The following is a 25,016-nucleotide window of genomic DNA, read 5'->3' on the forward strand; positions in this document are numbered from 1 at the left end:
AGTTCGGCCAGAGCGTGCGAGAAACAGAACCCACAGACTTGGACTGCCGGCCTGCGGCGTGCTACCTTGCGATTTCCCCCTTCTTTGCGGAAGGGGATAACCGTTCATGAGTTCCCGCAACCGAATCTTTATCACAGTGCTGACGCTGAGTCATCTGCTCCTGTTGCCGACACTGGTACGCGCCCAAGCCATTGCGGCTGCGCCACAGCAAACCACAATGCGTTCGCCGACTGGCGAGGACGTAACGATCTACGCGAAGACTCTGGAGAAGCAAGGGAACATTTACACGCTGCAAGGCGATGTCGAGATCGACTACCGGCAGTATGTGCTGCGCGCCGAGGAGATTACATACAACCACGAGACGGGCGACGTTACGGCAACCGGGCGTGTGGTGCTCGATGGCGGTCCTCACGATGAGCATGTGCAGGCGAACCATGCAACGTACAACATCGAAACCGGGAATGGAAAGTTTTATGGCGTTATAGGCACGATCGGGACGCGCGTGCGCGGCAGCGGGGTTGTACTGACCAGTTCGAATCCATTTCTTTTTGAGGGCAAGGTGGTGATCAAGTCGGGGGACGACCGGTTGATCGTCGAGCACGGTACCGTAACGACTTGTACCCTCCCCAATCCCAAGTGGACATTTAACGCCGGCAAAATCGATGTGGTGATTGGCGAAGATGCGAAGCTTTACCACGCCGATTTCCGCATCTTCAAAGTGCCCGTTTTTTACTTTCCCTATGCAACACACCCGGTTGACAACCTGGGGAGGCGGACAGGGTTCCTGGTGCCGAGTTTGGGACAGTCTTCCCGAAAGGGATTCATTCTCGGTGACTCGGTCTATTGGGCAATCAATCGCAGCATGGACATGACGCTCGGCGCGGAGTACTGGTCGGCACGTGGATGGGCGCAGCATGTGGATTACCGGGCTCGGCCGAGCGAGAACTCATATATCGACATGAAGTATTTCGGAGTGCTGGATCGCGGCGATCCCGCTACCCACCAGGACCAGGGCGGCGAAGACGTAACGCTGGATGCCGGGTTGGACCTGAAACACGGGTTCCGAGCAGTGTCGAGCATTGAGTACCTGAGCCGTTATGTTTTCCGGTTGGCATTCGCAGAGACATTCACGCAGGCCGTCAATTCCGAGGTGACGTCCAACGCGTTCCTATACAACGATTGGAAGGGATTCTCATTCGGGCTGCTGGCTTCGCGATATCAGAATTTCCAGAGCACGGAGCCGGGTGACGAAATCAAGCTGATTCATATGCCCAGCCTGGAAGTTTCGAGCATCGAAAAGCCGCTGTTTGGCAGCCGGGTAATGTATTCGTTCGATACGGCGGCGGAGGGAGTCTCGCGGCGCGAACCGGACTTCGTGACCAATCCGCTGGATGGACGGTTCGATCTACATCCGAAGGTTTCACTTCCGCTGATTCTGAAGGGTTGGGATATACGGCCGGAGATTGGGGTGTGGGAGACGTACTACAGCCAGCAGATCATGCCAGTCGCCGGAAGCGTCGGCATACCGATCGATAAGGGTCTGAACCGGCGGGCGGTGGAGAGCACGATAGAGGTGAGGCCGCCGGCGCTGGAACGCGTGTTCGATCACGAGGTCTTCGGACGTAAGCTGAAGCATGTGATCGAACCAAGATTCACATACCGGTACGTCACTGGTGTCGAGGATTTCCATAACATCATTCGATTCGACTGGCGCGACATCCTTACCAACACCAGCGAGGCGGAAGTCGGGCTCGTACAGAGGCTCTACGCGAAACGAGAACTGCCGAAACGTGAACAACCGTGCGAAGAGGAACCCGCAGCGCCGCAGGAGCACCGAGAGACCACTGGGGCGATTCCGGGCACGACCGCTGTGCAGCCGAAGTGCGAGGACGAGGGCGTGACGACGCGTGAAATTCTGTCGTGGGAGCTCAAGGCAAAGTACTTCGCAGACACGAATTTTGGAGGAGCGCTGGTGGATGGCCGCCGGAACGTGTTCTACACAACGGCCGACTATGCTGGAATCGCGTTCCTGACCGACCCGCGACGTTGGGCACCGGTGGTTTCGAGGTTGCGAGTTTCGACCAGCCCGAATACAGACGTGCAGTGGGAACTCGACTACGACACCAAGAAGGGACGAATCAACGCGAGCACGGCGATCGTAAACTACCGAATTGGCGAATTCTTCATCGGTGGCAGCCAGGCGTTCCTGCACGCACCGGGTGAGGTGATTACATCAACCAATCTTCCTGCGCCCTCAAAGTTCAACCAGTTTCGCCTCATTCTTGGCTATGGCCACCAGAACAAGCGCGGGTTCAGCGCCGGAACGACGCTGGGATTCGACTCAAACTTCCACTACGTGCAATATGGAGCTGCCCAGACTTCTTACAACTGGGATTGCTGCGGCGTTTCAATCGAATACCGTCGGTTCGCGCTGGGATCGGTACGTAATGAGAACCAGTTCCGGTTCGCACTTAGCCTGGCGAACATCGGAACGTTCGGGAATTTGAGGCGGCAGGAACGACTATTCTAAAAAACCGCGGATCGTATTTTCAGTCGAGCCCGACGCGGTGGACGAGGTCTGTAAACCGAGGATCATTGCGAACGGGTGTGAGGTATGGGTGACTGTTGAGGTATTGAAGAATGTTGGATTGTTCTTTGTAGGCCTGCTCAAGGAATGCCAGCGCTTTGTCGTTTTCGCCGAGTCCTAGATACGCGTTCACAAATGCGCCCGCTGGAACGTAGCCGCGCTTCCGGCGTTCGTTCATCTCGGCTAGAAGCTTCAGAGCATCCTGGCGCCTTCCTGACTCGGCGTAAGCCCTGATCAGAATCGCCAGAACAGCCGGGCTTCGATTCGAAAGTGAGACTGCTTTCTCCAGGACCGGGATGGCGTCTTGTGGATGACCCCTCGCGTTAAGAACAAATCCGAGATACCAGAGGGCGGTTGCATCATCGGGGCGGACTCCGAGAACGCTTTGCAGCTGCCGCTGGGCTTCGTCATAGCGATGTGCGTGGAAGAGAATCCATCCGATCTGCGCGGTCGATTCACCGAGAGGATCGAGTTCAAGAGCACTTTTGGCCCAGGCGACTGCCTCGTCGGTTCGTCCGCGGCACACCAACCAGTTTGCATAATTGAGGTGAGTGACCGCGTCGTTCGGGTTCAAAGCGAGTGCGCGTTTGTACTCGGCCTCAGCATCACTCCAGCGCCATTCTTTCTGATAAACGTCGGCCAGAACTGCATGCGCCTCGCCGAAATTGGGATCTAACTCCAGAGCTTTTTGAGAGGCGGCAACGACCCGCGGACGGACGTCGATGGCACGAGCGCCAATGAAAACAGTGGCCATCTTTGTGTAAGACTCCGCCAGCCCAACATAAGCGGGCGCAAAAGATGGGTCTCTTCGAATCGCATCCTGAAAGTACGCAATGCTCTTTTCGACATCGGAACGCCTGTTGCCATCGGTGAAGCGCCCTTTCAAGTAGCTCTCATAAGCTTCCGGTGAGACGTTGCGTGCTACCGCCAGGCGACTGCGCTCCTCGCCGGTAATCGTCACTTCTACCCTGGTCGCGATCGCCTGCGCGAGATCGCTCTGCAGAGCGAGTACATCCTGGAAGTCACGATCGTAAGTAGCCGCCCAAATGTGGGCGTCGGTCGAGGCACGGATCAGTTGAGCGTGAACGCGCACGGTATTGCCATCCCGAATAACTGAGCCCTCGACGAGGGCATCGACGTTGAGCATTGCAGCGATTTCGGGGATAGATAGTTTCGTGTCTTTGAAGCGCATTACCGAGGTTCTCGAAATGACACGCAGGTTCCGAATGCCAGCCAGACGACCAATGAGTTCCTCCGTCATGCCGTCGGCGAGATATTGCTGGGACGGGTCGCCGGAGAGGTTATCCAGGGGCAGCACGGCAATGGAGCGGATCGGGGTATTGGTGGTCGCCCTGGCACCGTTGCCGCGAAGCAGCAAAAAGCCGATGAGTAACGTAACGAAGACTGCTCCGGCAGCGAGAAAGCGCCACATGCGGGTGGAGTTGGCTTTCTGCTGGACCGCGACGGCTGCTGGTTGCGATTCCGCGGGTAGGGATGGAGCCGACGTTGGTGCAGGTTGAACCGGCGAGTCCACGTTCACCGTAACTGCCGCCGCGAAACGGTATCCCTTGCCGACGACGGTTTCGACGAAGCGAGGCCTGTCCGGGTCATCGCGAAGCGCCTGGCGGATTTTCCGGACGGCGGTGTTGATGCTGTGGTCGGTATCGAGGAAGACGCTCTTGCCCCAAAGTCGTGAGGCGATTTCTTCACGGGAGACGAGTTCGCCGGGGCGCTCCAGCAAGAGGATGAGCAGTTCCATCGGGAGTTTCTCGAGACGCAGGACTCGCTCGCCACGTTGCAGTCGATAACGAGACTGATCGAGCGTGAAATCGCCGAAATTGAATTGCTGGCCCGTATTTCCCCCGGAGCAGGCCCTTGGTGGTGCTCGAAATAATGCCGCAGGAGCGGCTAAGAAGCAACCGGGGGACTGTCGAGGGTGTGGTGTGCCCACATCCGCTGAAAACGGCAGATGTGGGGCACGGTAGGAGTCGCTCGGTGGCTCCGTCAGTCAACGCTCTCAACGACACCGTTGAACGCGTCGGTGCCAAAATGAGCGCTTGCTGAGGCGCCTTTCAGTGGTGGATGGTTTGGCGAGTCACCAAACGTCAGCTTCAAATTGGAATACTTGACCAAGGTTCCGCCGGTTATGTCGATGGTGATATAAGCCGACGGGTCAAAGTCCGGCGGTGGGTTGCCGTTTCCGGTAATCGTGGCAATGCCCTTAACTTCAAATCCAATGACGTTGTGGCTCTTATCGTACAGCAGAGTCGTGACCTCGCCGTTGTTCAGGGTAATGTGATGGGTGTGCGCGTGCCGGCTAGCCAGGGTAGTGAAGTCATCTCCGCCGTGGAGCATCACACCCTGATCGGAACGCTCCATTGTGAGTTCCGCCGAAAAATGGACTTTCTGCGGTTGTCCCTCTACCTGCTTTAATACGTGCATCGACCACTCGCCATGCATCTCCCACGGACCGTCGTAATTCGGCGTGGGGATCGGGGTGAAGTCATTGATCAGCCCCCGAAGCTTTAGTTGGCCGGGAACCTGGGCGCTCGCAGCGGCGCAAAGCGCGAACACTACCGTGATGGTGAGTCCCACCAGAAAGATTTTGCCCTTCATGCCAGACCTCCAAGTCTGAGTTGTCGGAGCGATAGTTGCCGTTTAGGCGGGTAACTGGCAATGCAGGGTATGTGAAGGTGAGATAAAGATGTGGTGAACCCACAATCGTTTGAGTCCGTTGAGGTTAGCGCACAGTTGACGCTCGAGGTGGATCGTGGCTGCGGGGGACGTAAGCCACAATCCACCATCTACACTCTCGTCAACGCGTTGCTGCGTGTTCCGCCATCCACTTCTGGGCGTCGGCGGATTTGAACCACTCACCTGCAACCTGCTTCGTTGTCACGTTCAGGCGATTCCACACATTGATGCTGGCGATGGCGATGATGAGTGCTGCCAGTTCGCGTTCGTCGTAATGGCGCGCGGCTTCGTCGTAAATCTCGTCGGGCACGGGGTCAGAACGGTCGCTGAGGCGAGTGACAGCTTCCGTCAGGGCGAGAGCGGAGCGCTCGGCATCGGTGAAATAGGGTGCATCACGCCAGGCCGCGACGGCATAGAGGCGCTCCTCGGTCTCACCGGACATTTTTGCCAGCCGGACGTGCAGGTCGACGCAGACGCTGCAGCCGTTGATCTGGCTGGCTCGCAGGTGGACGATTTCGAGCAGGTTTGCAGGAAGTGCCTTCTTCACGGACTCGCCGAGAGCCTGAAGAGCGGTCATGGCCTCAGGGAAAATAAAGACGGGTTGTTTCATACGTGCTTGCATGAGGTTGCATCTCCTTGTCACATAGTGTTGGTTTCGTTCGTCACCACCATGACGGAGCAGAAAAAGGAATTGTGACTGATGAATCAGAACGAATGGCTGGCGACGAAATTCCAGGAGAACCGTGGGCACCTCAGGGCGGTGGCATATCGAATGCTGGGCTCGGCGACCGAAGCCGAGGACGCAGTGCAGGAGGCATGGCTGCGACTTACGCGGGCGGAGACGAGCGAGGTGGAGAACCTGGGTGGATGGCTGACCACGGTGGTGGCGCGGATTTGCCTCGACATGCTGCGGTCGCGGACCTCGCGACGTGAGGATTCGCTCGAAGAGCAAGTGGCCGAGCCGGTCGCGAAGACGGAGTCGATGAACCCGGAGCAGGAAGCGGTGCTGGCGGATTCGGTGGGGTTGGCACTGTTGGTCGTCCTGGACCGACTGAGTCCGCCGGAGCGGCTGGCCTTTGTACTGCACGACATGTTCGCGGTGTCCTTCGAAGAGATCGCTGCGATTACTGGCCGGACGGTAGGGGCGGCACGGCAGTTAGCGAGCAGGGCGCGACGACGAGTGCAAGGGGCGGATGTTCGTGGGGCGAGGGCGCAGGAGCGCGAAGTGGTGAATGCGTTCTTAGCCGCGTTGCGAAAAGGCGACTTCGAGGGATTGTTGGCGGTGCTCGACCCAGATGTCGTGGTGCACATTGATGAAGCCGCAGGTCGTCCGGGAGCGCCGAGGGAGATCAGGGGAGCGGCGAACTGGGCTCGTGGGGCAATCGCGTTCCGCCAGATGGCACGGTTCGTGGAGCCGATGCTGGTAGATGGATCGGTGGGATTGGTGTTCGCGCCGGGAGGAAAGTTGGAGCGGGCGCTCCGAATCAGGTTGGAAAATGGAAAGATTTCGGAGGTGGAGATTATTGGCCAGCCGGGGCGGTTGCAGGAGTTGGAGTTGGCGGTAGTGGGGGAATGATTACAGAATGGAGAAACCCAGAGAGAGCAGGCCAAAACGAAAAGCCCCGCGGAATGCGGGGCTTGTTTTCGTTGGATGGATTCGGGTAGATGCAGAAATCCCGGGGTTATGATGTCTTTTTCGCCTCGACCAGCAGCTCGCGTTCGACCCTTGTCTGACCTGCATTCCGCGCTTTCTGTTTGCACAGACCGCTCGGCGCGATCAATTTGACTCGGGCTCCGGGCTCACCACCAACCGGACAAATCAAACAACGCCCCGGGATTCCAATTTTGCCTTCGACGTCTCTTGTTCTCCTCAACCAGCAGCTCGCTATAGACCCTCGCCGCCCCTCTGCAATCGCGTTAGCCTGGGTGTCGCCGTCAGCTTCCGGTCAACTTGCGCCAACCGGAGGTGTTGAAGACTGCCGTCTTCAACGGTGACGGAAACTCGCGCTTCCGTCTCGCTGCAAGGATTGCGTCCCTGCAGTGATCCCAAGAACCGCCGTTCTCAGGAAGGAGGGCCGCCGCCCTCAGTCTTCGGTGAGACTGCCGTCTCATCGAACGCCAACATTTGCGGTGTTGGCTGCCAATCTTCAGCGATACATGCCTGCATCGCTTACTTGAGTGATTGGCACTGGCGACTTCCACCCAGACCCGGATTGCGGTGAGCTGACTTGAGCCCCGGACTCACCACCAACCGGGAAAACTTCAGTGATGTCAAAGAACGAGTGTGTTTTACTCCAGCCAGAAATAATGTCAATAGAAGCTGAATGATTTCTTACTCCTTTGTTTTCAATCGAGTGCAGCTCGTCCACAAGGGGGTGCAGCAGAAAATGTGCAGCCTGGTTTGTGGTCCTCCCTCGCGGAAAGGTGCGTAAACAGGGATTTTGCGGGTTTCGGGTGTGTCCAGAGCCGCATCAATGGCGGAGATGCTGGTGATGCCGAATGTGCAAATCTGGCAAAAACCGCTACGGACAGGAGTTTCGGCGGAAGTCAAAAGAAAGATTAACGCGGAGATCGCGTAGAAAGCGAGGAAAGGCGCTCTCAGTTCTCGGTTCGCAGTTCTCAGTTGGAAATATCAAGGTTCGCTCGCGCAATTGACTGAGAACCAGGAACTGAACTTTCTTGTTGGCGCCCTTTGCGGTCTCTGCGCTGGTCATTTTGCGGTTGCGGTTCCGCCGATGGCGTGGCGGATGGCAGCGCGGGCAAGCAGGCGGGTGGAGTCAAGGACCGGCAAGGGTGAGCTTTCCGGCGTAACCAGCAACGGGATCTCGGTGCATCCGAGGACGACGGCGTCGCAACCTTCGGACTTGAGGCGCTCGATAATGGCGCGGAAGATGCCGAGGGATTCAGAGCGGAAGGTGCCGTTCACTAGTTCATCGAAGATGATCTTGTCGATCTTCTCTCGGTCGAGCGGCGACGGTGTGCGGTAGTCGATCCCAGCCTTCTTGAGGATTTCGGGATAGATGGTGCCTTCCATCGTGACCCGCGTTCCGGTGATGGCGAGTTTCTTGAGGCCACGGCGCTGGGCTTCGGCGGCCACTTCCGCGACAACGTGCAGCCACGGGAGCGGCGATTCCGGAAGAACATAAGGCATGGCGTGGTGGATCGTGTTGTCCGGGCAGAGGAGGAAGTCCGCGCCAATGGACTGCAGTTTGCGCGCAGAGCCGAGCATCAGGCTGGCGACACCTTTCCAATCGCCGGCATTAATGAGCTTCATGTAATCGCCGAGTGGAAAGGTATGCATCGAAACTTCGGGATGCATGTGGCGCCCCATGTAGCTGGACGCTTCATCGCAGATGGTGCGGTAGCAGAGGGCGGCGCCTTCGGCGCTGCAGGCGACTATGCCGATATGACGGTACATGGGACCAGTTTAGCGCGTGAAAGGATTAACGCAGAGGACGCGAAGGAAAACTGCAGCAGTTCCCAGTTCTCGGTTTGCAATTATCCGTAATTCGTATTCGTTGAAATGCCAGGGACCAGTTGATTTGATGATATCGCGAATCGAATTTCGCCTCACATCCTTTGCGACCTTCGCGTCCTCTGCGTTTCTCTTTTTGTTCCTGCTAGACTCCGGAATGGAGCGGAATGATGAAATCAATCGTTGTGACGGGCAACGAGGGCCCGAAATCGCTGGAGTTGCGTGAGGTTCCGGATCCGAAGGCCGGGACGGGAGAAGTTGTCGTTAACGTCACAGCCGCGGGTGTGAACTTTGCGGACGTTCGGGCGGCGCAAGGGAAGTATCCGGGCGGGCCGGAGCCGCCGTTTGTTGCAGGGCGCGAATATGCGGGAATCGTTGAGGGCACGGGTGAGCGAGTGATGGGGTATTCGCAGCACTCGGCGTTCGCAGAAAAGGTTGCGACGCCTCGGAATCTGATCTTCCCTGCCCCTGCGGAATGGGACTTGGAGCATTGCGCTGCGTTTCCGGTGAACTATCTCACAGCATGGTTGCTGTACTGGAAAGCGGGATTGGTGAAGGGAGGCACCGAGGATCCCTCGCCGGTGAGGTCGGGGCCGAATCAGCGCGTTCTGATCCATGCGGCGGCAGGTGGGGTTGGAACCGCGGCCGTCGAAATCGGAAAACAGCTTGGAATCGAGACTTTCGGGACGGCTTCGACGGATGAAAAGCTGGCGAAACTGGGGGGACTTGGCCTTACGCATGGGATCAACTACATGCGAGAAGATTATGAGGAGCGGGTGGAGGAGATCACCGGCGGGGAAGGCGTCAATGCGGCTTTCGATGGATTAGGCGGGGAGCACACGGGGAAGACCATCCGGTGCCTGGGCTTTCTGGGTCGGGTGATTCTCTTTGGATCCGCAACCGGCGAGCAGCCGAAAGTCAATCTTGGCCAGCTCTATTTGAAGGGAACGAGCATTCACGGATTGTGGTTGAGCAAACTAGTCGCGAATGCGGAGTTGATTCGGTCGGCGCTGGATTCGATGAGGCCGTGGATTAAAAGTGGAGCAATCGAGCCGCAAGTTGGGGCGGTATTGCCTATGGAACATGCGGCTGACGCGTATCGCATGCTGCTGGAGAGACGGAATTACGGGAAGATCGTGTTGAAAATCTAGATTTGCGGCGCAGGATGTTCTCGCGACTGCCGACGGAGCACCGGTCCTGGAGGATGTTCGCGTTTCATTTCAGCAAGGCTAAAGACTTTTTAACACACTCACTGCTTACATCCTTCTACCTATCTCGTCTACCCTGAAGCGGGGATATTCCCTCGCGCTGTTTTTTATATTCAGGCCCGATTCATATAAGGAGGAAGTGATTCATGAAGTCGACTGTCAAGTTGTTGGCAGTGGTTGCGGTTCTTATGCTCGCGGTATCGAGTTTGGCGGGAAATCTTGCCGATCTGCGCATCTCCAATGACGTTACGGTCGGTGGCGCGAAACTCGCTGCCGGGAATTACAAGGTGAGGATCGATGGCAACGGACCGGACGTAAAGGTCATATTCGAGCAATCCGGGAAGGTGAAAGCCACGGTCAACGGTACGTTCCAGGAACAGAAAGAGGCGCCGGAATACAGCTCGGTTGTGACGGTGAAAACGGCCGAAGGATATAAGGTCGACGAGCTTCGGTTGGCGAAGACCAAGGGCTATGTAAAATTTTAAGTCATGGTAGCGCCGGCTTCTCGCCGGCGCTATGAAAGTCCGGCAAGACGACAATGACGCGGGCATGCGAAAATAGAAGTTCCCGCTATGAATTCCCCGGAAAATCAGCCGCAGATTACCTCCCAAGTTCTTCGAGACCATGGCATCACGCCGGATGAGTACCAGCGCATTCTGAAGTGGCTCGGGCGCGAGCCGACGATGACCGAGTTGGGTATTTTCAGCGTGATGTGGAGCGAGCACTGCTCGTATAAGTCGTCGCGCGTGCACCTGAAGCGGCTGCCGACGCGCAGCAAGCTGGTGGTGCAGGGACCGGGCGAGAACGCCGGCATCATCGATATCGGCGACGGCTGGGCATGCGCTTTCAAGATCGAATCGCACAACCATCCTTCCTTCATTGAGCCATTCCAGGGAGCAGCGACGGGCGTGGGCGGGATTCTGCGCGACATCTTCACGATGGGCGCGCGACCTGTGGCAGTGATGGATTCGCTGCGCTTTGGACCGATTTCCAAGACTCCTGGCGACACGACTGATCAGAAGACGATTCACCGCAACCACTCGGTGATGGAAGGCGTGGTCAGCGGGATTGCCTCTTATGGCAATTGTTTCGGCGTGCCGAACGTGGGGGGCGAGACTAAGTTTGAGCCCTGCTACAACGGCAATCCGCTGGTGAACGCGTTTGCCCTGGGACTGGTACGGCGCGACCAGATCTTCTATGCGAAGGCCGCGGGCGCGGGAAATCCGGTAATTTACGTCGGGTCGAAGACAGGACGCGATGGGATTCATGGCGCTACGATGGCCAGCGAGGAATTCACGGAAGGCTCGGAGCAGAAGCGGCCGAATGTGCAGGTGGGCGATCCCTTCATGGAGAAGCTGTTGCTGGAAGCCTGTCTCGAAGCGATGCAGACAGGGGCCGTGGTTGGCATCCAGGACATGGGCGCGGCCGGGCTGACGTGCTCGACGTGCGAGATGGGCGGACGCGGCGGCGTGGGACTCGAGATCGAGTTGGACAAAGTACCGCAGCGCGAGACCAGCATGACCTCCTACGAAATCATGCTGAGCGAATCGCAGGAGCGCATGCTGCTTGTGGCTGACAAGGGTCGGGAAGAAGAGGTGCTGAAGGTCTTCCGCAAGTGGGGGTTGGACGCGGTCGAGGTCGGAGTGGTGATTCCCGAGAACAAGATGCGGGTGAAGCAGCACGGGAAGGTAGTCGCCGAGATCCCGAACGAGGCGCTTACCGACGATGCGCCGCTATATCACCGTCCAATCGAGCCGTGGAGCGCGCCGGTGCCCAAGACCAAACCGTCGAATGTGAAGCTTGGGGCGAAGAAGGATTTCACGGCCGATCTCGAGAAGCTCTTGGCGGGCGCGAACATTTGCTCGAAGCGCTGGGTCAACGAGCAGTACGACTCGATGGTGCAGACGAACACCAACCAGGGACCGGGGACGGGCGAGGCGGGCGTGATCCGGATCAAGGGCACGAACCGCGGGCTGGCGATGGCGCTCGATGGAAACGGCCGGTGGTGCTACCTGGACCCGAAACTCGGGGCTATGCACGCGGTCGCGGAGTCGGCACGGAACGTAGTCTGCTCGGGCGCGCGGCCGGTTGCGGCGACAAACTGCTTGAACTTCGGCAATCCGGAGAAGGCGCCGATCATGGCCCAATTCTCCGAGGTTATTGACGGGCTGACCGGGGCCTGTAACGCGCTGGAGACACCGATCACGGGCGGGAACGTCAGTTTCTATAACGAGACGCTCGGAGAAGGCATTTACCCCACCCCGGTGCTGGGCGTGGTCGGGATTGTGGATGATCTACGGCATAGTACACAGCCGAGTTTCCGCGCGCCGGGTAAGACTCTGATTCTGCTTGGGCCGGGAACTAAGGCGGATTCGGTTGAAGCGGAGACTCGCTTCGGCTCATCTGAATATGTAAAGGACATTCTAGGCAATATGTGGGGGCTACCTCCGGCGCTGGATCTGGCGAAGGAAGCCGCCTTGCAGAAGGCCACGCTGGAAATGATCCAGGCTGGACTGGTCGAGTCAGCGAAAGACGTTTCCGAGGGCGGGATTGCGGTGACGGTTGCGGAAGCGGGTTTTGTGGCCGGCATCGGGGCCGATGTGAGCCTCGAGTCGGAAGGATTTCCGCTGGAATGTGTCCTGTTCGGTGAAGATGCGACCCGGATTCTACTTTCGTGTGGCGCAGCAAATGTGTCGAGAATTCGGGAAATCGCGATAAGATACGGACTCTCGGCAAAAGCAATCGGCACGACGACGGATGGCGAGTTGCGAATCAGCGTGGACGGCCAGACGGCGATGGCGGGAGCGGTGTCTCGGCTGAAGGAGAGTTGGGCGAACGCGCTGGTGAAGGCGTTGCACGTGGAGACGGCGGAAGAATTGGTTCCGCAGATACTCGAGAAGAGTTAGGGGCTCAGAAGATGTTCGACAAGTTTCGGGAAGAATGCGGGGTAGTTGCCATCTACGGGCACCCGGAGGCGGCTACGCTTGCGTACCTGGGAGTGCATGCTCTGCAGCATCGCGGGCAGGAGTCGGCCGGCGTTGCGGCGGCGGACGGCGAACGCATCAGCCTGCACAAGGCCATGGGACTGGTCGGCGACATCTTCAATGAGGGAGTCCTCGCGAAATTGCCGGGTTCGCTGGCGATTGGGCATACGCGGTATTCGACGACGGGAAATTCGGCGCTGCTGAACGCGCAACCGATTCGCGTAGAGTGCAACAAGGGCAGCATCGCGCTGGCGCACAACGGAAACCTGGTAAACGCCGCCGACATTCGCAAACGCTTCGAACGGCAGGGCTCAATCTTCCAGACAACCAGCGACAGCGAAATTATCGTGCACCTGATCGCACAATCGCGCGAAGCGAGCGTGGAAGAAGCGATCGCGGATGCGCTGCGGCGGATCGAAGGTGCGTTCTCGGTAGTCATCATGACGCCGGATCACATCTTTGCCGCCCGCGATCCGCGTGGCTTCCGGCCACTTTCGATGGGACGGATTCCGGCATCGGCAAACAGCCGGGAGACCATCGTGTTCGCTTCGGAAACGTGCGCATTCGATTTGATTGGCGCGACTTACGAGCGCGAGGTCAAGCAGGGCGAGATGGTGGTTGCCGGACCGGAGGGCGTGCATTCGCGCTTCTACGCGGCGGCACTACCTTCGGCCAATTGCATCTTCGAGCATGTCTATTTTGCGCGACCGGACAGCATGATCTTCGGCAAACCGGTGCAGCAGACTCGGGAAGAAATGGGCCGTCAGCTTGCGCGCGAAGCCCCCGTGGATGCAGACATCGTTGTTCCGGTGCCGGACTCGGGCGTAACGGCGGCGATGGGATTCTCATTCGAGAGCGGGATTCCGCTGCAGTTTGGGCTCATCCGCAACCACTACGTGGGGCGAACATTCATTGAACCGGAGCAGCGGGTGCGCGACTTCGGCGTAAAGCTGAAACTTAATCCGGTGCGCAATGTGCTGGAAGGCAAGCGCGTGATCCTCATCGATGACTCGATCGTGCGCGGGACTACCAGCCGCAAGATCGTGCGGATGATTCGGGATGCGGGGGCCAAAGAAGTCCATATGCGGATTTCCTGCCCGCCGACGATTTCGCCGTGCTACTACGGAGTGGATACACCGACGCGGTCGCAGCTCATCGCGGCGAACAAATCGGTAGCAGAGATTTGCGAATACATAGGCGCCGACTCCCTCGCCTACCTTTCGCTGGGCGGCCTGCGCAAGGCTTGTGGCGAAGACGGCAAGGAAACGCAGTTCTGCTCATCGTGTTACACCGGAAAGTATCCAACCAACTGGGTTGAGGTACACCAGATTCAGCCGGCGGAAGTGAAGTAGCACTCGGCAATCGGCGTTCAGTCGAAGCAGGACAATGGATATTCACGAGAAAACCCCGATTCGATCGGGGTTTTGTTTTTCCAGTGGGTCTGTTTACTGAATGCTGAGTGCTATGCTGTCGCGCGGTCAAGGGCTCGTTCCTCTGCCAGGCCGCCGCCGAGCGCGCGCAGGAAATGCTGCTCGACCTGGTGCTTGGCTTCGCTGAGCGGGAGCGGCGGAATGACGGTCATGGTACCAAGCAACTCGGCGAGCATGAAGTATGCACGGCGTGAGTGCTGCATGAATTCCACCGGGTATTCGGGTTTGCGGATTCGCGCGGCGACGGGGTCAGCGTCCAGCAGAAACGCAATGTCCGGCGTGGGTGCAAGTCCCTTCACGAAGTGCACGAAAATGCGCGTGAGCGGATTTTCGAGTGGAAGGTTCGCGAGTTCGTCATAGATGTAGCGATCCACAATGACGAGATCGACGTTGCGGCGACGAGCCTTGGCGATCACCCACGCTAGATGCAACGCGTCGAGCAGGTAGAGGCCGTGGCGGATCAGGCTCAAGTACCAGGCGCGAACGTTCTTGTCGCGACGCTCGACAGGCTTGTCCGGCGCGCCGATTCCGCGCTCGCTGCCGTATACCTTGTGAACGAAGCCTTCCCGATACCGACACAGGACCACAATGTTGTCCCAGAAAGCGAGTTGGGTGTCGCGGAGTCCGAGCGAGCCAGCCAGGCCGCGCAGGTTCTCGATCTGAGTCGTCTTGCCTGCGCCGTCCAAGCCCGAAAAACTCACGACCAGCGGTTTGCGACTTCTTGCGTCTTTCATATTCTTATCGCCCTGAATTCGGTGGAACGCTCGACGTTCCCTTGGATAATGCGTAAACGGTGCCAATAGCTACTCCCGCCGCGGCCACTGCGCCCAACTTGATGAGGAATGAGCGCACCTGGTGCTGCTTGGCGGGAGCAATCGCGGTACCGGCAGGACGCGATGCGCCACCGCCCTCGGTGGTAACCGCGCCGGCAGTTGCAGCGCCCAACGGCTGCTTCTGCTGCTGTTGTGGGGTTTGCTGCTGAACGGTGGTCGTCTGCGGAGGAGCGCTCGGCGGATTGCCTTCGTAGATGGTCGTCGGCTGTTCTTCAGAAGGCGGCGGCGAAAGCGGCGCCTGCGCAGGATTCACGGTCACTCCGCTGGTGGATGGCTGCTGAGTCTGCCGGCTTTGCTGCTGCGACTGCCCAGACGATTGCTGCTGGGCAACGACGTCGGGAACACCGCAGACAGCGAATGCCAGCGCAAAAACTAACAGGTAAATCAATTTTCGAATTGCGAACATGGGGAACTCTCCAATCGTGCGCCACTCCCCCGAAGGAGAGTGGCGCAATTTCTTACTTGGATCCCGGTATTGCCTTTTGAGCGCCGACGCGGCTTTCGAAGGCCGCAGCCTCGTTGAACCCTGGCTCGGCCTCGGTGGGGGCGCGTTTTTCGTTGAGAATGCGATACACATCGGCTTCGCGGTCGTAAAACAAGTTGCGAAGCCGGTTTTTTGCATAGCGCCAGAGATTCGGAAAATTCGTCTCATACCAGCAGGACGTCGCCATGTTGGGAGAGAATCCGCACAAGATCCTGAAGCTGGTTTGCACCAATTCGGGCGAAGCAAGCAATGCTGCGGTGAGACGGTGATTGCCTTCAAGAATCGTAAGCGGATTCATCTCATCGATTCCAATGAGCAGCACGGAGCTGTGATTCTTCCCGTTCTGAAGGTCGGAGGCGATGTCATGTACCTTGGCGATGAATGTGCGCGTCTTCTCCCCGGGAAAGTCGGCCGTTGCGATGCGTTCGGTAATGTCGGTCAGTTGAAAACTGCCGTCGGAAACGCATCGCCACTGGGCACGAGGGAAGACGCGGATCAAACTTAGGTCCTCGGGCTCAAGAGTGACTTCCCACCACTGCGTATCGGCTGGGAGTTCGCGCCACATGTGGCCGCGGCGCCGGAAGAGCAAGGCTCTGCGAAGAGCGTTGTCCCGCTCGTTCGAGATATTGGCATCCATCACGAGATGCTCGAACTGCGAGCGATCGGCGTGGAACTCCTCCTGGAAAAACTCATTCTTCAGGAATTCCGCTATTACTTCGGGTTCGTGAACCCGGCGCAATCGCTTCATACTGCCTCCTTGAGATAAGCATGAGATCGCCGGAAGAATGGGGTAGAAACGGCGATAAGAAGCGCTATTAGAAGTACCTGCTGCACGATTATGACCTGCATCAGGGTAGAGTGAAAACCATAGACGCCAATCACAACGGCGCCGCTGACCAGTAATTGAATCCATGCAGTGTTCGCTACGCGACGCGACATCTCGTAGGTGATGAGAACAACTACGACGGCATAAATACTCACTTCGAGCGCGTTCATCGTGAGCAGGCTTGCAACATCCGTGTTCGGCACGTGAAAACCGGCCCCAAATAGTGAGTCAATAATGAACTGCGGAAATGCCGCGAGGAAGGAAACGAAAACCACTGCAAGGGCAGTTACGAATCCGAGGGATATCACCAGCACACGACGGCTATCTTTCTCGTCTCTTTCTCCCGCCGAGAGTGGGAACATGGCGCTGGAAACCGACCAGGTGGCGAAATACAGAAGTCGCCCCACGAGGGCGACGGCCGCGTAGAGACCTGCAAGATCGGCGGCGAAGAAGTGCTTCACCATCAGAATGTCGATATTGTTGATAACGACCTGCCCGACAAAGAAGATGATCGCCTGCAACGCCTCCGAAAAAGGCGCAGGCGTGTGGGGCGCTGCTTCAATCCTGAGTTCCTGGTCAGCCGCGGGAAGCAGAAAAGCTACAATTACCGAGGCAGAAATGCCGATGAAGGCGCCCATCACGCCCACGCCGCCCCATATCAGTGCCACTGCGGTGAGGAGTTTTACGAGAGACTCCGACGTAAGACTAGTGGCGAGCCGCCGAAACTTGCAGGTGCCTTGCATTCCGCCCCGCTTGGCTCCGAGCGGGACATAGAACACGAGCCCCACGGCAAGAACAAGCATGTACTGCGGTGAGGGGAGCCGCAAGTAATGAGCGATGGGTCCGCTGGAGAGAGCGACAGTGCTGCCCAGCGCAATTCCGATGACCCAGGATCTTTTCAACAAAGTTGCGTAGATGCCCGCGCGAATCGAGGGATCCTGGGAGCGGGCGATCAACTTCGCGGTTACTAATTGAAACGCGAGATTGATGCAGGACGCGAGCATCAGAAGCGTGACTGCGGCGGCTGCGTGACTGAACTCAGCTGGGCCGAGCATGCGCGCGGCGGCCAGGTTAAAAGCAAAATTCAGCAGACTGACGAAGGCAGAGCCCACAAGCATCGTGGCGCTGCCATCCATGATTCGCGCGTGCGTGGGATGGTGTCGAAGTTCGAGGACTCGGCCCCACATTCCACGGGGCGGAACGACCACGACTTCTTCGGTGGGGAAACTCACGCCGCGGTTTCCTCTCTACGCGCGGCTTCGCGCTGGCTCTCGGACTGCTTCCAGGCCACGGTTGGAGCCGTACCGATGCCTGGATAGAACTGACGTACAGCATTGGGAAGGAAGCTGCTGAAACTTTTCACCGCATCCGTTGCGGTCTCGTAGATTTCGAAGAGACGGTCGGTTCGCGTGAGCTCGAGAATGACAGCAGCGTGCGGCGATAGGTTTGCGAGTTTCAAGTCACCGTCGCGCTTGCTGGCCTCGGTCATGCAATCGAGAAGCATGTCGATTCCGGCGGCATCGATCTGGCGGACTGCGGCAAGATCGAAAACCACCTGGGGACGGTCAATCAGCAGAAGAGGACGAACCTCATCGTGAAATTGACGTGCCTGGCGGCCGTTCAAAAATACGGGAACCCTTTTCACTACAATCGGCCTACTCGTTTCCATATCGCCTCGCTGGGAGAAATTCGGTGGCGGAGAGCCCCTCTTCCTGAATTTCGGGAGACTCCACTTTTTTTAGGGCGCTTGCGGGACGGCAAACGGCTTCCTGTAATTCGGGCTGAGGAGTTGCTCTGCGTCCGAGCAGAGTCTGCCCAACCGACTTTGTGAACAGTGCGGCTAACGTTGCCGCGCTGCCAATCATTCGCAAGGGAGCGCTACGCTGCGCCCCCACAAACTGACGATCGCTGATCTCGACTTCGACGGTTCTTCGCAGGTTCCAGACGCGTTGAAAACCGATGACAGAGTGAATGGCATCGAGCCCGGCACCGACAATGGCGGTGGGCAGAATGGTGGAGTTCTCGATGATGGTGCCGCAATCGACCTCGGCATGATGTTCAACAACACTGCCACGGGTAAGGAGTGAGGCTGCGCGCACCTTAGCCCGCGAGCCAACAAAACATGGGGCAAGCAGGCGTGCGGTGCGATGCACGCGGGCACCCTCGGCGAGCCAAACGCCTGGCTTGATCTCGCGGCCACAAGGCGTGATGCTCGTAATTCCAGAAAAGGAATCGAGCGCGAGCAACCGCAGGTCCCGGGCATCGATTAATGAATTGACATAGCCCTCAAAGGGATAGGCCTCGCAAGCGACGCGCATCTGTTGCAACTCATGACGAAACAGGTAAGCAGCATCGTTCCGCCGCGAGGCGCTGATGACGAAGATGTCGAGGGGCGTGCCGCTGCTATCACAGACGCTGGTAAGCCGAGCGTTCCTGTCAAGGTGAAATTGCACTACATCTTCGTAATCGACTTCGGCATATGCGCCGACACGGACCACCAACACGAGTTCAGCTCCGGCCTGGGCCATCTCATTGAAGGCGGTCTCGGCAGAGCGCCAGAAATTTCCATTCACCGCTTCGGTCCAGTGGATACCCGGGCGTATGCTGCCGCGCGCGAGAGATGCCGCGGAAGCGGGAACTCTCGAGACGACCGCGGCACCGCTCACGCCAAATCGATCGAGGCGATCGATAATCCGCTGAATGACGGGTGCGCCGAGAATATCCACCAGGCCCACCGGAATCCCCGCCAGTTGCTCGGCATTTTCCGAGCGGGCTCCGCCGACGAGAATGACCGCTCTCACATCCATGTGGTCCACCTTGGCGCTGCGGCGCGGAATATAGCCGACCGAGACGGAATCCAGCCCGGGATCCTGCGGAACCGGGAGATTGGCTCCAGAGCCTTGGCCCGCCGGTGCAGGTCGAAGGATCGGAGGTACTGGCGAATAATTTGGGGCATCGTCATGCGCAACGCGGACGAGAAATTCTGTTCCGACATCTCCTTCTGAAGTTGGGCGTCGTCGAGCAACTCCTTAAGACGCGAAGTGAGACTCCGCGGATTGCCGGTTTCGTAGAACAGGATCGCCAGCCCTTCGTCTTCGGCCATCTCCTTGAAATCGGCGACCCCGGCCGAAATGATGGGAAGGCCGTATTCGCAGGCGAGGTGGGCAACCCCGCTGGAACCGGTAGCTGACGAATAGGGCATCACCAGTACACTTGCGCTTCGGAATAGTTCCGGGATGCGCTCTTCCGCCACATACCCGGTGAACTCGATGTTCGGGTGGTTACCGACCTGCTCCGCGACCGATTCGACATACCCGGGGGTCATCGGATGGTTGGATCCGCCAATGACGAGCTTCACACTCGGCATCCCTTTCGAGAGTTCCCGGAAGGCCTCGATCAGCAATTCGAGACGCTTGTAAGTCCCCCATTTGCCGAAGGCGAGGATGCAATGTTCGGGATTGCCGCGAAGCGAGAATTCGGGCGGCTCCGGCCGGGCGGATAAAATTCCGTGGGCGCGGAAATGCACGTTCTCTCCGCTGTAACGCTGCATCAGCGTGCGGCGATAAGCGGGCAACAGTACACTCACCGAATTCGCCATGAGGAGCATGCGGGTGGCCATGTATCCAGCGGCGCGATAAACGCGCGGAAAGCGCACGCCGGCGTCCCTGAGATCGATGTTGTCCATCAGATGATGGAGCGTGACATGCGTGTAATAACCGCGGAGACGTGACAGAGCGGGAGTGGCCAAGCCGGCAAAGGCGGGAAGGGGTTTTCCGCCGAATGTGGAGAACAACAGGTTGAACCACACAACGTCCGGTTTGCAGCGGCGGATGGCGCGCAGCAGGCGGACGGGATTGTTCAATTCGTTGAATGACCAGCAGCGGACGACATCGAAATCCTCCAACTCTGGATTTGGGGTGGGAAGTTCATCCGCCAGCACAGTAAGGCTCAACAGCGGATCGCGCTGAAGTTCTTTTGCGATATGGAAGCCGTACTCGTTCAGCCCCCGCCGGCTAGGCGGGAAAGCAGTCACCAAACAAATCTTCATGGAGCCCCGATCCCTAAACTTCGCAGCACCCGAAAACCGGTCCTTAAAACAGACCCAACTGAAATACAGGTCGAATCAGAGTAGTCGATCCCGGACCGGTGAAATTGAAGTAATTCGCGCTCTGAATTCCAAACGAGAACCGTAGCGGATACTCGACTGGAATTTCCCCACCGCCGTCGTCCATTTTGCGGTGGAGAGGCCTCTGATAATTGATGAGCAAACTGTTTTGCACGTTGTCATAGTCGTGAAATCCCATGCCGCGCGAGAAAGAGAAATTTCCCGTGACATTCCAGCGGTCATTCACGTCGTACTCGAACTGTCCGGCCGGACGCATCCCCTGGGCGAGGAAGTAGGAGAAGTCTTGCGCTCTCCAGGAGCGGATATACTCCCCCAGCGCCGCGATCTTCAACTTCTTGCCAAACCGATGTTGCAGGCCAACCGAGGTAGTAGTGGTAAAAAATTCACGGATTATCGGGCTAAACTGCAGGTCGCGAACACTATAGCCGGTCAATAACTGTGTCCTCCCCCATGGGCGGCCTACAAGAAATTGGAGACTCGCGCCCAGTTCGCGCGAAGAAGAGGGTTTGTCCAAGAAGGGCCCGGTTTCATGGAATGCCGCGCCTCGGAACGAAACCCAATCGAAGAGCGAATTCGACGAGAAATAGACGAACTGGCGGAACAGGTTCTGATTCAGATCGACAGGATCTTTGTGATCGCGACGCCAGGTGTACTGAAGCCCCGTGTTGAACTGCAGGTCGAGAGCCCCGAGATGGAGCTGCGGATTCAGAGCGCCGTTGACCGAGTAATCATAAGTGTCGCGATCAACGATGAGCGCTTCACTCGGGACAGAGTAGGGGCCACGGGCGTTGCGAAGCTGCACGAATCCGCTGATGACAGGCAATCCGAACTGGTGATACTTGAAATCGCTCATCCAGCGCGACTCATATTCAGCGCGCGGCGGGGGCAGATGCGATGGAGTTGTTACGCCAAACAACTGGCGGTCGAGGTTGTAAATGGTCACATCGTTGTAGATTCCGTTGAGGCTAAAGTCTCCGCCGACACTGAGTTTATCGGTGACGCGCATCCCTTCTGACGCGGCGACGTCCTGCATTGCGCGTTCGGCAACGTCGTCGTTTCCTGCAACAAGATTGGCGCGCGCATAGGCGCCAAGGGCGCGGAGATTGTCGTGCTGCTGCCGGTAGAGCGATCCCAAGGCGAGGTTGTAGTCATAGTTCTGCTGGAGGTCGTCAGGACTGCCGAGACTCGCAAGTTGTACCTGTGCCTCGTTGGACTTCCCCTGGGCCAGATACGCGTTTGCCAACCCGATGGCGACGACCTGGTCTGCGGCACCCGCGGCCTTGGCACGCTCAAAATAGAGCTGCGCAAGATCGAAGTCGCTCATGGAGAGGAATACGTTGGCGGCCTCGATGAGATCGTCGGCCGTCACTGGCGATGCTTCCCCGACGCGTGCCTCGGCGAAACCCAGACCTACCTGTTCGCGAGCGTCGTCGTAGCGTCCCTGGCGAACAAACAGCCGCGCAATTAAAAGGCGGGCCGCGACCTTATCGGCGTCAGGGGCCTGCAGTGCGCGCGCGAAACGCTGCATTGCGCCGTTCTGGTCGCCGAGCTCCATCAGAGCTTCGCCGGTGTTCAGGAAAATCGAGGAGCGGTCCCCGCCGGCACGCTCGGCCGCCTGCACATACTGCAGGGTCTCGTTGCGGCGATGCATTTGCGCATAGGAATGCGCCATCTCGGAATAAATAAGCGGGTCGTCGGGGGAGAGGCGCAGAGCCGCAGTGAGTGTCTGGACGGCCTGTGGATAGTGGCGCGCGTAGTACTGCGTATCTGCGAGCGCCATGTGCAATTTCAAGTCGTCAGGCGCGTACTTTAGAGCGACCTCGTACTCCTTCTCGGCTTGATCGAGAAGGCGCATCTGGCGATAGGCGGTGGCGCGCGCGAGATGCGTTGCGCCGGATTCGCCGAGCAGTTTCTCCGCTGTGTTGACCTCATCCAGCGCCGACTTGCCCTTACGCAACTCAAGATCAGCAAAAGCAAGCCCGAGGTGCGCGATGCCGTTGTCGGGCTCTAGTTTCAACGCAGTATCGAAGTCGCGAATGGATTCTTCAGGATCCTGAAGGTCATTGCGAACGTAGCCGCGATTGACATAGGCATCGACCATTTTCGGATCTCTTGCAATCGCCCGGCCATAATCATTCACCGCCTCGTCGAGGAGGTTCACCTGCTTGTGGACGTGCCCTAAGAGAAGCGGGAAATTCGGCTCCTTCGGCAGAATATTTTCGTAACGGTGCGCCACTGTCAGCACCTCATCGTAGCGGCCGAGGTTATAAAGCGCGTAGACGAGGTAGACGGAGCCGTTGCGGTCGCGGGGCAGCTTCTGCAGGACCTTGTATCCGAGTTGGGCAGATTCGAGGTACTTGCCCTTGTGGAACAGGTACCGTTCGTCTTCGCGCATGACGCGCGCATCATCTTTGGCTTTTCCGGTAGCACGGGCCACCCAGGTTCCAGCAAGATCGATTTGCTGTGCGGCAATGGCTGCATTCGCAGCATTGGCGATGATCAGCGCGTTATCAGGCGAGCGTTTGTAACCCTCTTCGTAGCTGGCATTGGCGCGAGCATACTGGTGTTCTGCGGTGTAGAGATCGCCGAGTGCCAGGTACGGGACGTAGTCTTTCGGATAGGCGCGAGCATAGCGCTCGAAATAGCCCTGGGCAGCATTGTTATCGCCATCTTCGCGCGCCATGTATCCGAGGGCTTCGAGTGCGAAGTGATTGTTCTGATCCTTGGCGAGAATGGCGTTATAGAGCTTGCGCGATTCGGGCTTCCGGTTGGTTTTCCACAACAAATTTGCATATTGCAGCGTGATGTTGGTGTTGCTGGGATCAAGCCGCATCGCTTCGCGCAAATCTTTCTCAGCCCCCGTGTAGTTCTGCTCGGCAGTGAAGATGCTGGCGCGGACACGCAGGAACTCTGCTCTCGCCGCCCCCTGAAGGTTCAACTTGTTCACCATCTGCTCGGCGATCACAATTTGCTGACGGGAATTGGCGTCGTCGTTTTGCTGGCGGTAGAGTTCCGCAAGATTCAAGCGCAGGGAAATGGGGTAGAGATCACCTTCGGGCACTCCGCCCTGCGGCAGAAGCGCGATGGCCTGGCTGTATTCACGGATTGCGTCAGCAGGGCGGTCCTCGGTTCTCGCGAGAAAGCCCTTGATTGCGTGTAACCGATAGTTGTTGGCGTCGAGGGTTTCAGCCCGGGCAATGAACTGACGTGACTGCTCGAGCTGACCGCCGGTGATCAATGCCTGCGCGGCGCTCAACTGGTAGCCGATCTGTTTCGGATCGGCATTGGCGGCGCGGATGTAAGTGTCCGCCGCCTGCTTCTTGTCGCCGTTCAGTCCGTAGGTGTAACCGAGATCGGCCAGCAGTTCCGGGGTCATCCGCGGTGCGCTTCTTAACGTTGCGATGGCGGATTTGTAGTCGTGCTCCCCACGGTAGTAGTTGGCGATCGCGCGGAAGATAGCAGTGTTCTTCGGATCGCGGCGTTTTGCCTTGTCGAGCAACTGTTTCGCCTGCGAGGGCTGATTCAATTTCAGGTAGGCAACTGCCATCATCAGCTCGGCATGTGTGGTGGGCTTGATGTCCTCGGCGCGCTGTAATAAGCGAATTCCCTGCCGGGGGTCGCCGGTTTGCATGTAAAGCTCACCGGCCATGAGCAGGTCGTTCTGGCGACGCGGGTTCTTGCTGACGATTTCCATCAACAGGCGCTTCGCCTGGTCGATGTTCCCCATCCTGGCATACGTCTGTGCAAGGCCGGAGAGACCGTCAACCGAACCAGGACTCAATTTCAGGCCGTGCTGATATGCGTCGAGCGAAGCCTGGTTGCGGTTAGCCAGTCGCGATGTGTAGCCGAGCAAAAACCAGAGCTTCGCGTCCCGAGGCGCGGTTTGAACGGCGCGCTGAGCGAAGGTGGCGGCTTGTGCGGGGTTGTTATGCGCGAGCGCCTGCCGCGCGGCACGAGCCAATTGTCCCACTTGAAGACTGCTGCCCCAGCCGATGCTCTGGGTCTCCTGCGACCGAACGGATCGTTTCCCCGCCTTTTGCGCAGGCGATTTCTTACCCGCGGCTTGCGGAGTCTGTCCCGGAATTTCGAACGTCTGCGCGAGCAGCGCTGCCGGGAGAATCAACAGGGAACAGAATATGAAAACAGCAAATCGTTTTTTCACGGGACCACTCGGATGTCTCACGAGCGACGTGGCGGGTTCACCACTCGCAAGCTGAATACCAAAAACCTTCCGATGCGGATTCGGGCAAAACGGCTGGCCCGAAGCTCGCATTGCGCAACCACCCCACCAACAAGAGAAGTGGCGTACTCTCATTGGGTGCGTTTGTTCACAGTGCGGTTGGCCGGAAACTCTGAAAAGAGAAGCGCG

18 protein-coding genes are annotated in these 25,016 nt (G+C 58.1%); 6 read left to right on the plus strand and 12 right to left on the minus strand.

Annotated features, from left to right (window positions below; all coding sequences use genetic code 11):
* Positions 1 to 106 precede the first annotated feature (106 nt).
* Positions 107 to 2,530: an LPS assembly protein LptD gene (lptD, locus tag ROO76_01050; protein ID MDT8066729.1), complete on the plus strand. Its 2,424-nt coding sequence runs from the start codon at positions 107 to 109 to the stop codon at positions 2,528 to 2,530.
* A 19-nt stretch (positions 2,531 to 2,549) separates the two neighbouring features.
* Here the strand turns inward: lptD and ROO76_01055 are convergent, their stop codons facing one another.
* The 3 genes from ROO76_01055 to ROO76_01065 all read right to left on the minus strand — a co-directional run bounded on the left by ROO76_01055 (position 2,550) and on the right by ROO76_01065 (position 5,903).
* Positions 2,550 to 4,538 (minus strand): tetratricopeptide repeat protein, encoded by a 1,989-nt coding sequence (locus ROO76_01055; GenBank protein ID MDT8066730.1) that lies wholly within the window; start codon positions 4,536 to 4,538, stop codon positions 2,550 to 2,552.
* A 53-nt stretch (positions 4,539 to 4,591) separates the two neighbouring features.
* Positions 4,592 to 5,203, minus strand: coding sequence for a hypothetical protein (locus ROO76_01060; GenBank protein ID MDT8066731.1), 612 nt, complete (start codon positions 5,201 to 5,203; stop codon positions 4,592 to 4,594).
* A gap of 199 nt (positions 5,204 to 5,402) precedes the next feature.
* Positions 5,403 to 5,903, minus strand: coding sequence for a carboxymuconolactone decarboxylase family protein (locus ROO76_01065; GenBank protein ID MDT8066732.1), 501 nt, complete (start codon positions 5,901 to 5,903; stop codon positions 5,403 to 5,405).
* 78 nt (positions 5,904 to 5,981) lie between these two features.
* Between ROO76_01065 and ROO76_01070 the strand changes: the two genes are divergently transcribed.
* Positions 5,982 to 6,857, plus strand: a complete 876-nt coding sequence (locus ROO76_01070; GenBank protein MDT8066733.1) for a sigma-70 family RNA polymerase sigma factor — start codon at positions 5,982 to 5,984, stop codon at positions 6,855 to 6,857.
* A gap of 1,134 nt (positions 6,858 to 7,991) precedes the next feature.
* Here ROO76_01070 and ROO76_01075 read toward each other — a convergent pair.
* Entirely contained in the window at positions 7,992 to 8,699 is a 708-nt protein-coding gene (locus ROO76_01075) for an amino acid racemase (GenBank protein ID MDT8066734.1), read from the minus strand.
* Positions 8,700 to 8,926: 227 nt separating this feature from the next.
* Here ROO76_01075 and ROO76_01080 point away from each other — a divergent pair, with 227 nt between their 5' ends.
* The 4 genes from ROO76_01080 (at position 8,927) to purF (ending at position 14,300) form a co-directional block, all read left to right on the plus strand.
* A complete protein-coding gene (locus ROO76_01080) occupies positions 8,927 to 9,907 on the plus strand; it encodes an NADPH:quinone oxidoreductase family protein (GenBank protein ID MDT8066735.1) in 981 nt (326 codons plus the stop codon).
* A gap of 203 nt (positions 9,908 to 10,110) precedes the next feature.
* Positions 10,111 to 10,449 (plus strand): hypothetical protein, encoded by a 339-nt coding sequence (locus tag ROO76_01085; protein MDT8066736.1) that lies wholly within the window; start codon positions 10,111 to 10,113, stop codon positions 10,447 to 10,449.
* A gap of 87 nt (positions 10,450 to 10,536) precedes the next feature.
* Entirely contained in the window at positions 10,537 to 12,870 is a 2,334-nt protein-coding gene (gene purL, locus ROO76_01090) for a phosphoribosylformylglycinamidine synthase subunit PurL (GenBank protein MDT8066737.1), read from the plus strand.
* A gap of 11 nt (positions 12,871 to 12,881) precedes the next feature.
* A complete protein-coding gene (gene purF / locus ROO76_01095) occupies positions 12,882 to 14,300 on the plus strand; it encodes an amidophosphoribosyltransferase (protein ID MDT8066738.1) in 1,419 nt (472 codons plus the stop codon).
* Between the two features lie 110 nt (positions 14,301 to 14,410).
* Here the strand turns inward: purF and ROO76_01100 are convergent, their stop codons facing one another.
* From ROO76_01100 to ROO76_01135, 8 genes are read right to left on the minus strand one after another with little or no spacing between them, the layout of a single operon-like run.
* Positions 14,411 to 15,112, minus strand: coding sequence for a thymidylate kinase (locus tag ROO76_01100; GenBank protein ID MDT8066739.1), 702 nt, complete (start codon positions 15,110 to 15,112; stop codon positions 14,411 to 14,413).
* Positions 15,113 to 15,116: 4 nt separating this feature from the next.
* Positions 15,117 to 15,617 carry a hypothetical protein gene (locus ROO76_01105; protein ID MDT8066740.1) on the minus strand — a complete coding sequence of 167 codons (501 nt, stop codon included), beginning with the start codon at positions 15,615 to 15,617 and terminating at the stop codon, positions 15,117 to 15,119.
* Between the two features lie 52 nt (positions 15,618 to 15,669).
* Positions 15,670 to 16,443 (minus strand): hypothetical protein, encoded by a 774-nt coding sequence (locus ROO76_01110; protein MDT8066741.1) that lies wholly within the window; start codon positions 16,441 to 16,443, stop codon positions 15,670 to 15,672.
* A complete protein-coding gene (locus tag ROO76_01115; protein ID MDT8066742.1) occupies positions 16,440 to 17,753 on the minus strand; it encodes a hypothetical protein in 1,314 nt (437 codons plus the stop codon). The genes ROO76_01110 and ROO76_01115 overlap by 4 nt, the downstream gene beginning before the upstream one ends.
* Positions 17,750 to 18,166: an STAS domain-containing protein gene (locus tag ROO76_01120; protein ID MDT8066743.1), complete on the minus strand. Its 417-nt coding sequence runs from the start codon at positions 18,164 to 18,166 to the stop codon at positions 17,750 to 17,752. Before ROO76_01120 ends, ROO76_01115 begins: the two co-directional genes overlap by 4 nt.
* Positions 18,167 to 18,176: 10 nt before the next feature.
* Positions 18,177 to 19,328 carry a hypothetical protein gene (locus ROO76_01125; protein ID MDT8066744.1) on the minus strand — a complete coding sequence of 384 codons (1,152 nt, stop codon included), beginning with the start codon at positions 19,326 to 19,328 and terminating at the stop codon, positions 18,177 to 18,179.
* A complete protein-coding gene (locus ROO76_01130; protein ID MDT8066745.1) occupies positions 19,319 to 20,569 on the minus strand; it encodes a glycosyltransferase in 1,251 nt (416 codons plus the stop codon). Before ROO76_01130 ends, ROO76_01125 begins: the two co-directional genes overlap by 10 nt.
* Before the next feature lie 43 nt (positions 20,570 to 20,612).
* Positions 20,613 to 24,809: a tetratricopeptide repeat protein gene (locus tag ROO76_01135; GenBank protein MDT8066746.1), complete on the minus strand. Its 4,197-nt coding sequence runs from the start codon at positions 24,807 to 24,809 to the stop codon at positions 20,613 to 20,615.
* Positions 24,810 to 25,016 lie beyond the last annotated feature (207 nt).

It is taken from the genome of Terriglobia bacterium (assembly GCA_032252755.1).
Lineage (GTDB): Bacteria > Acidobacteriota > Terriglobia > Terriglobales > Acidobacteriaceae > JAVUPY01.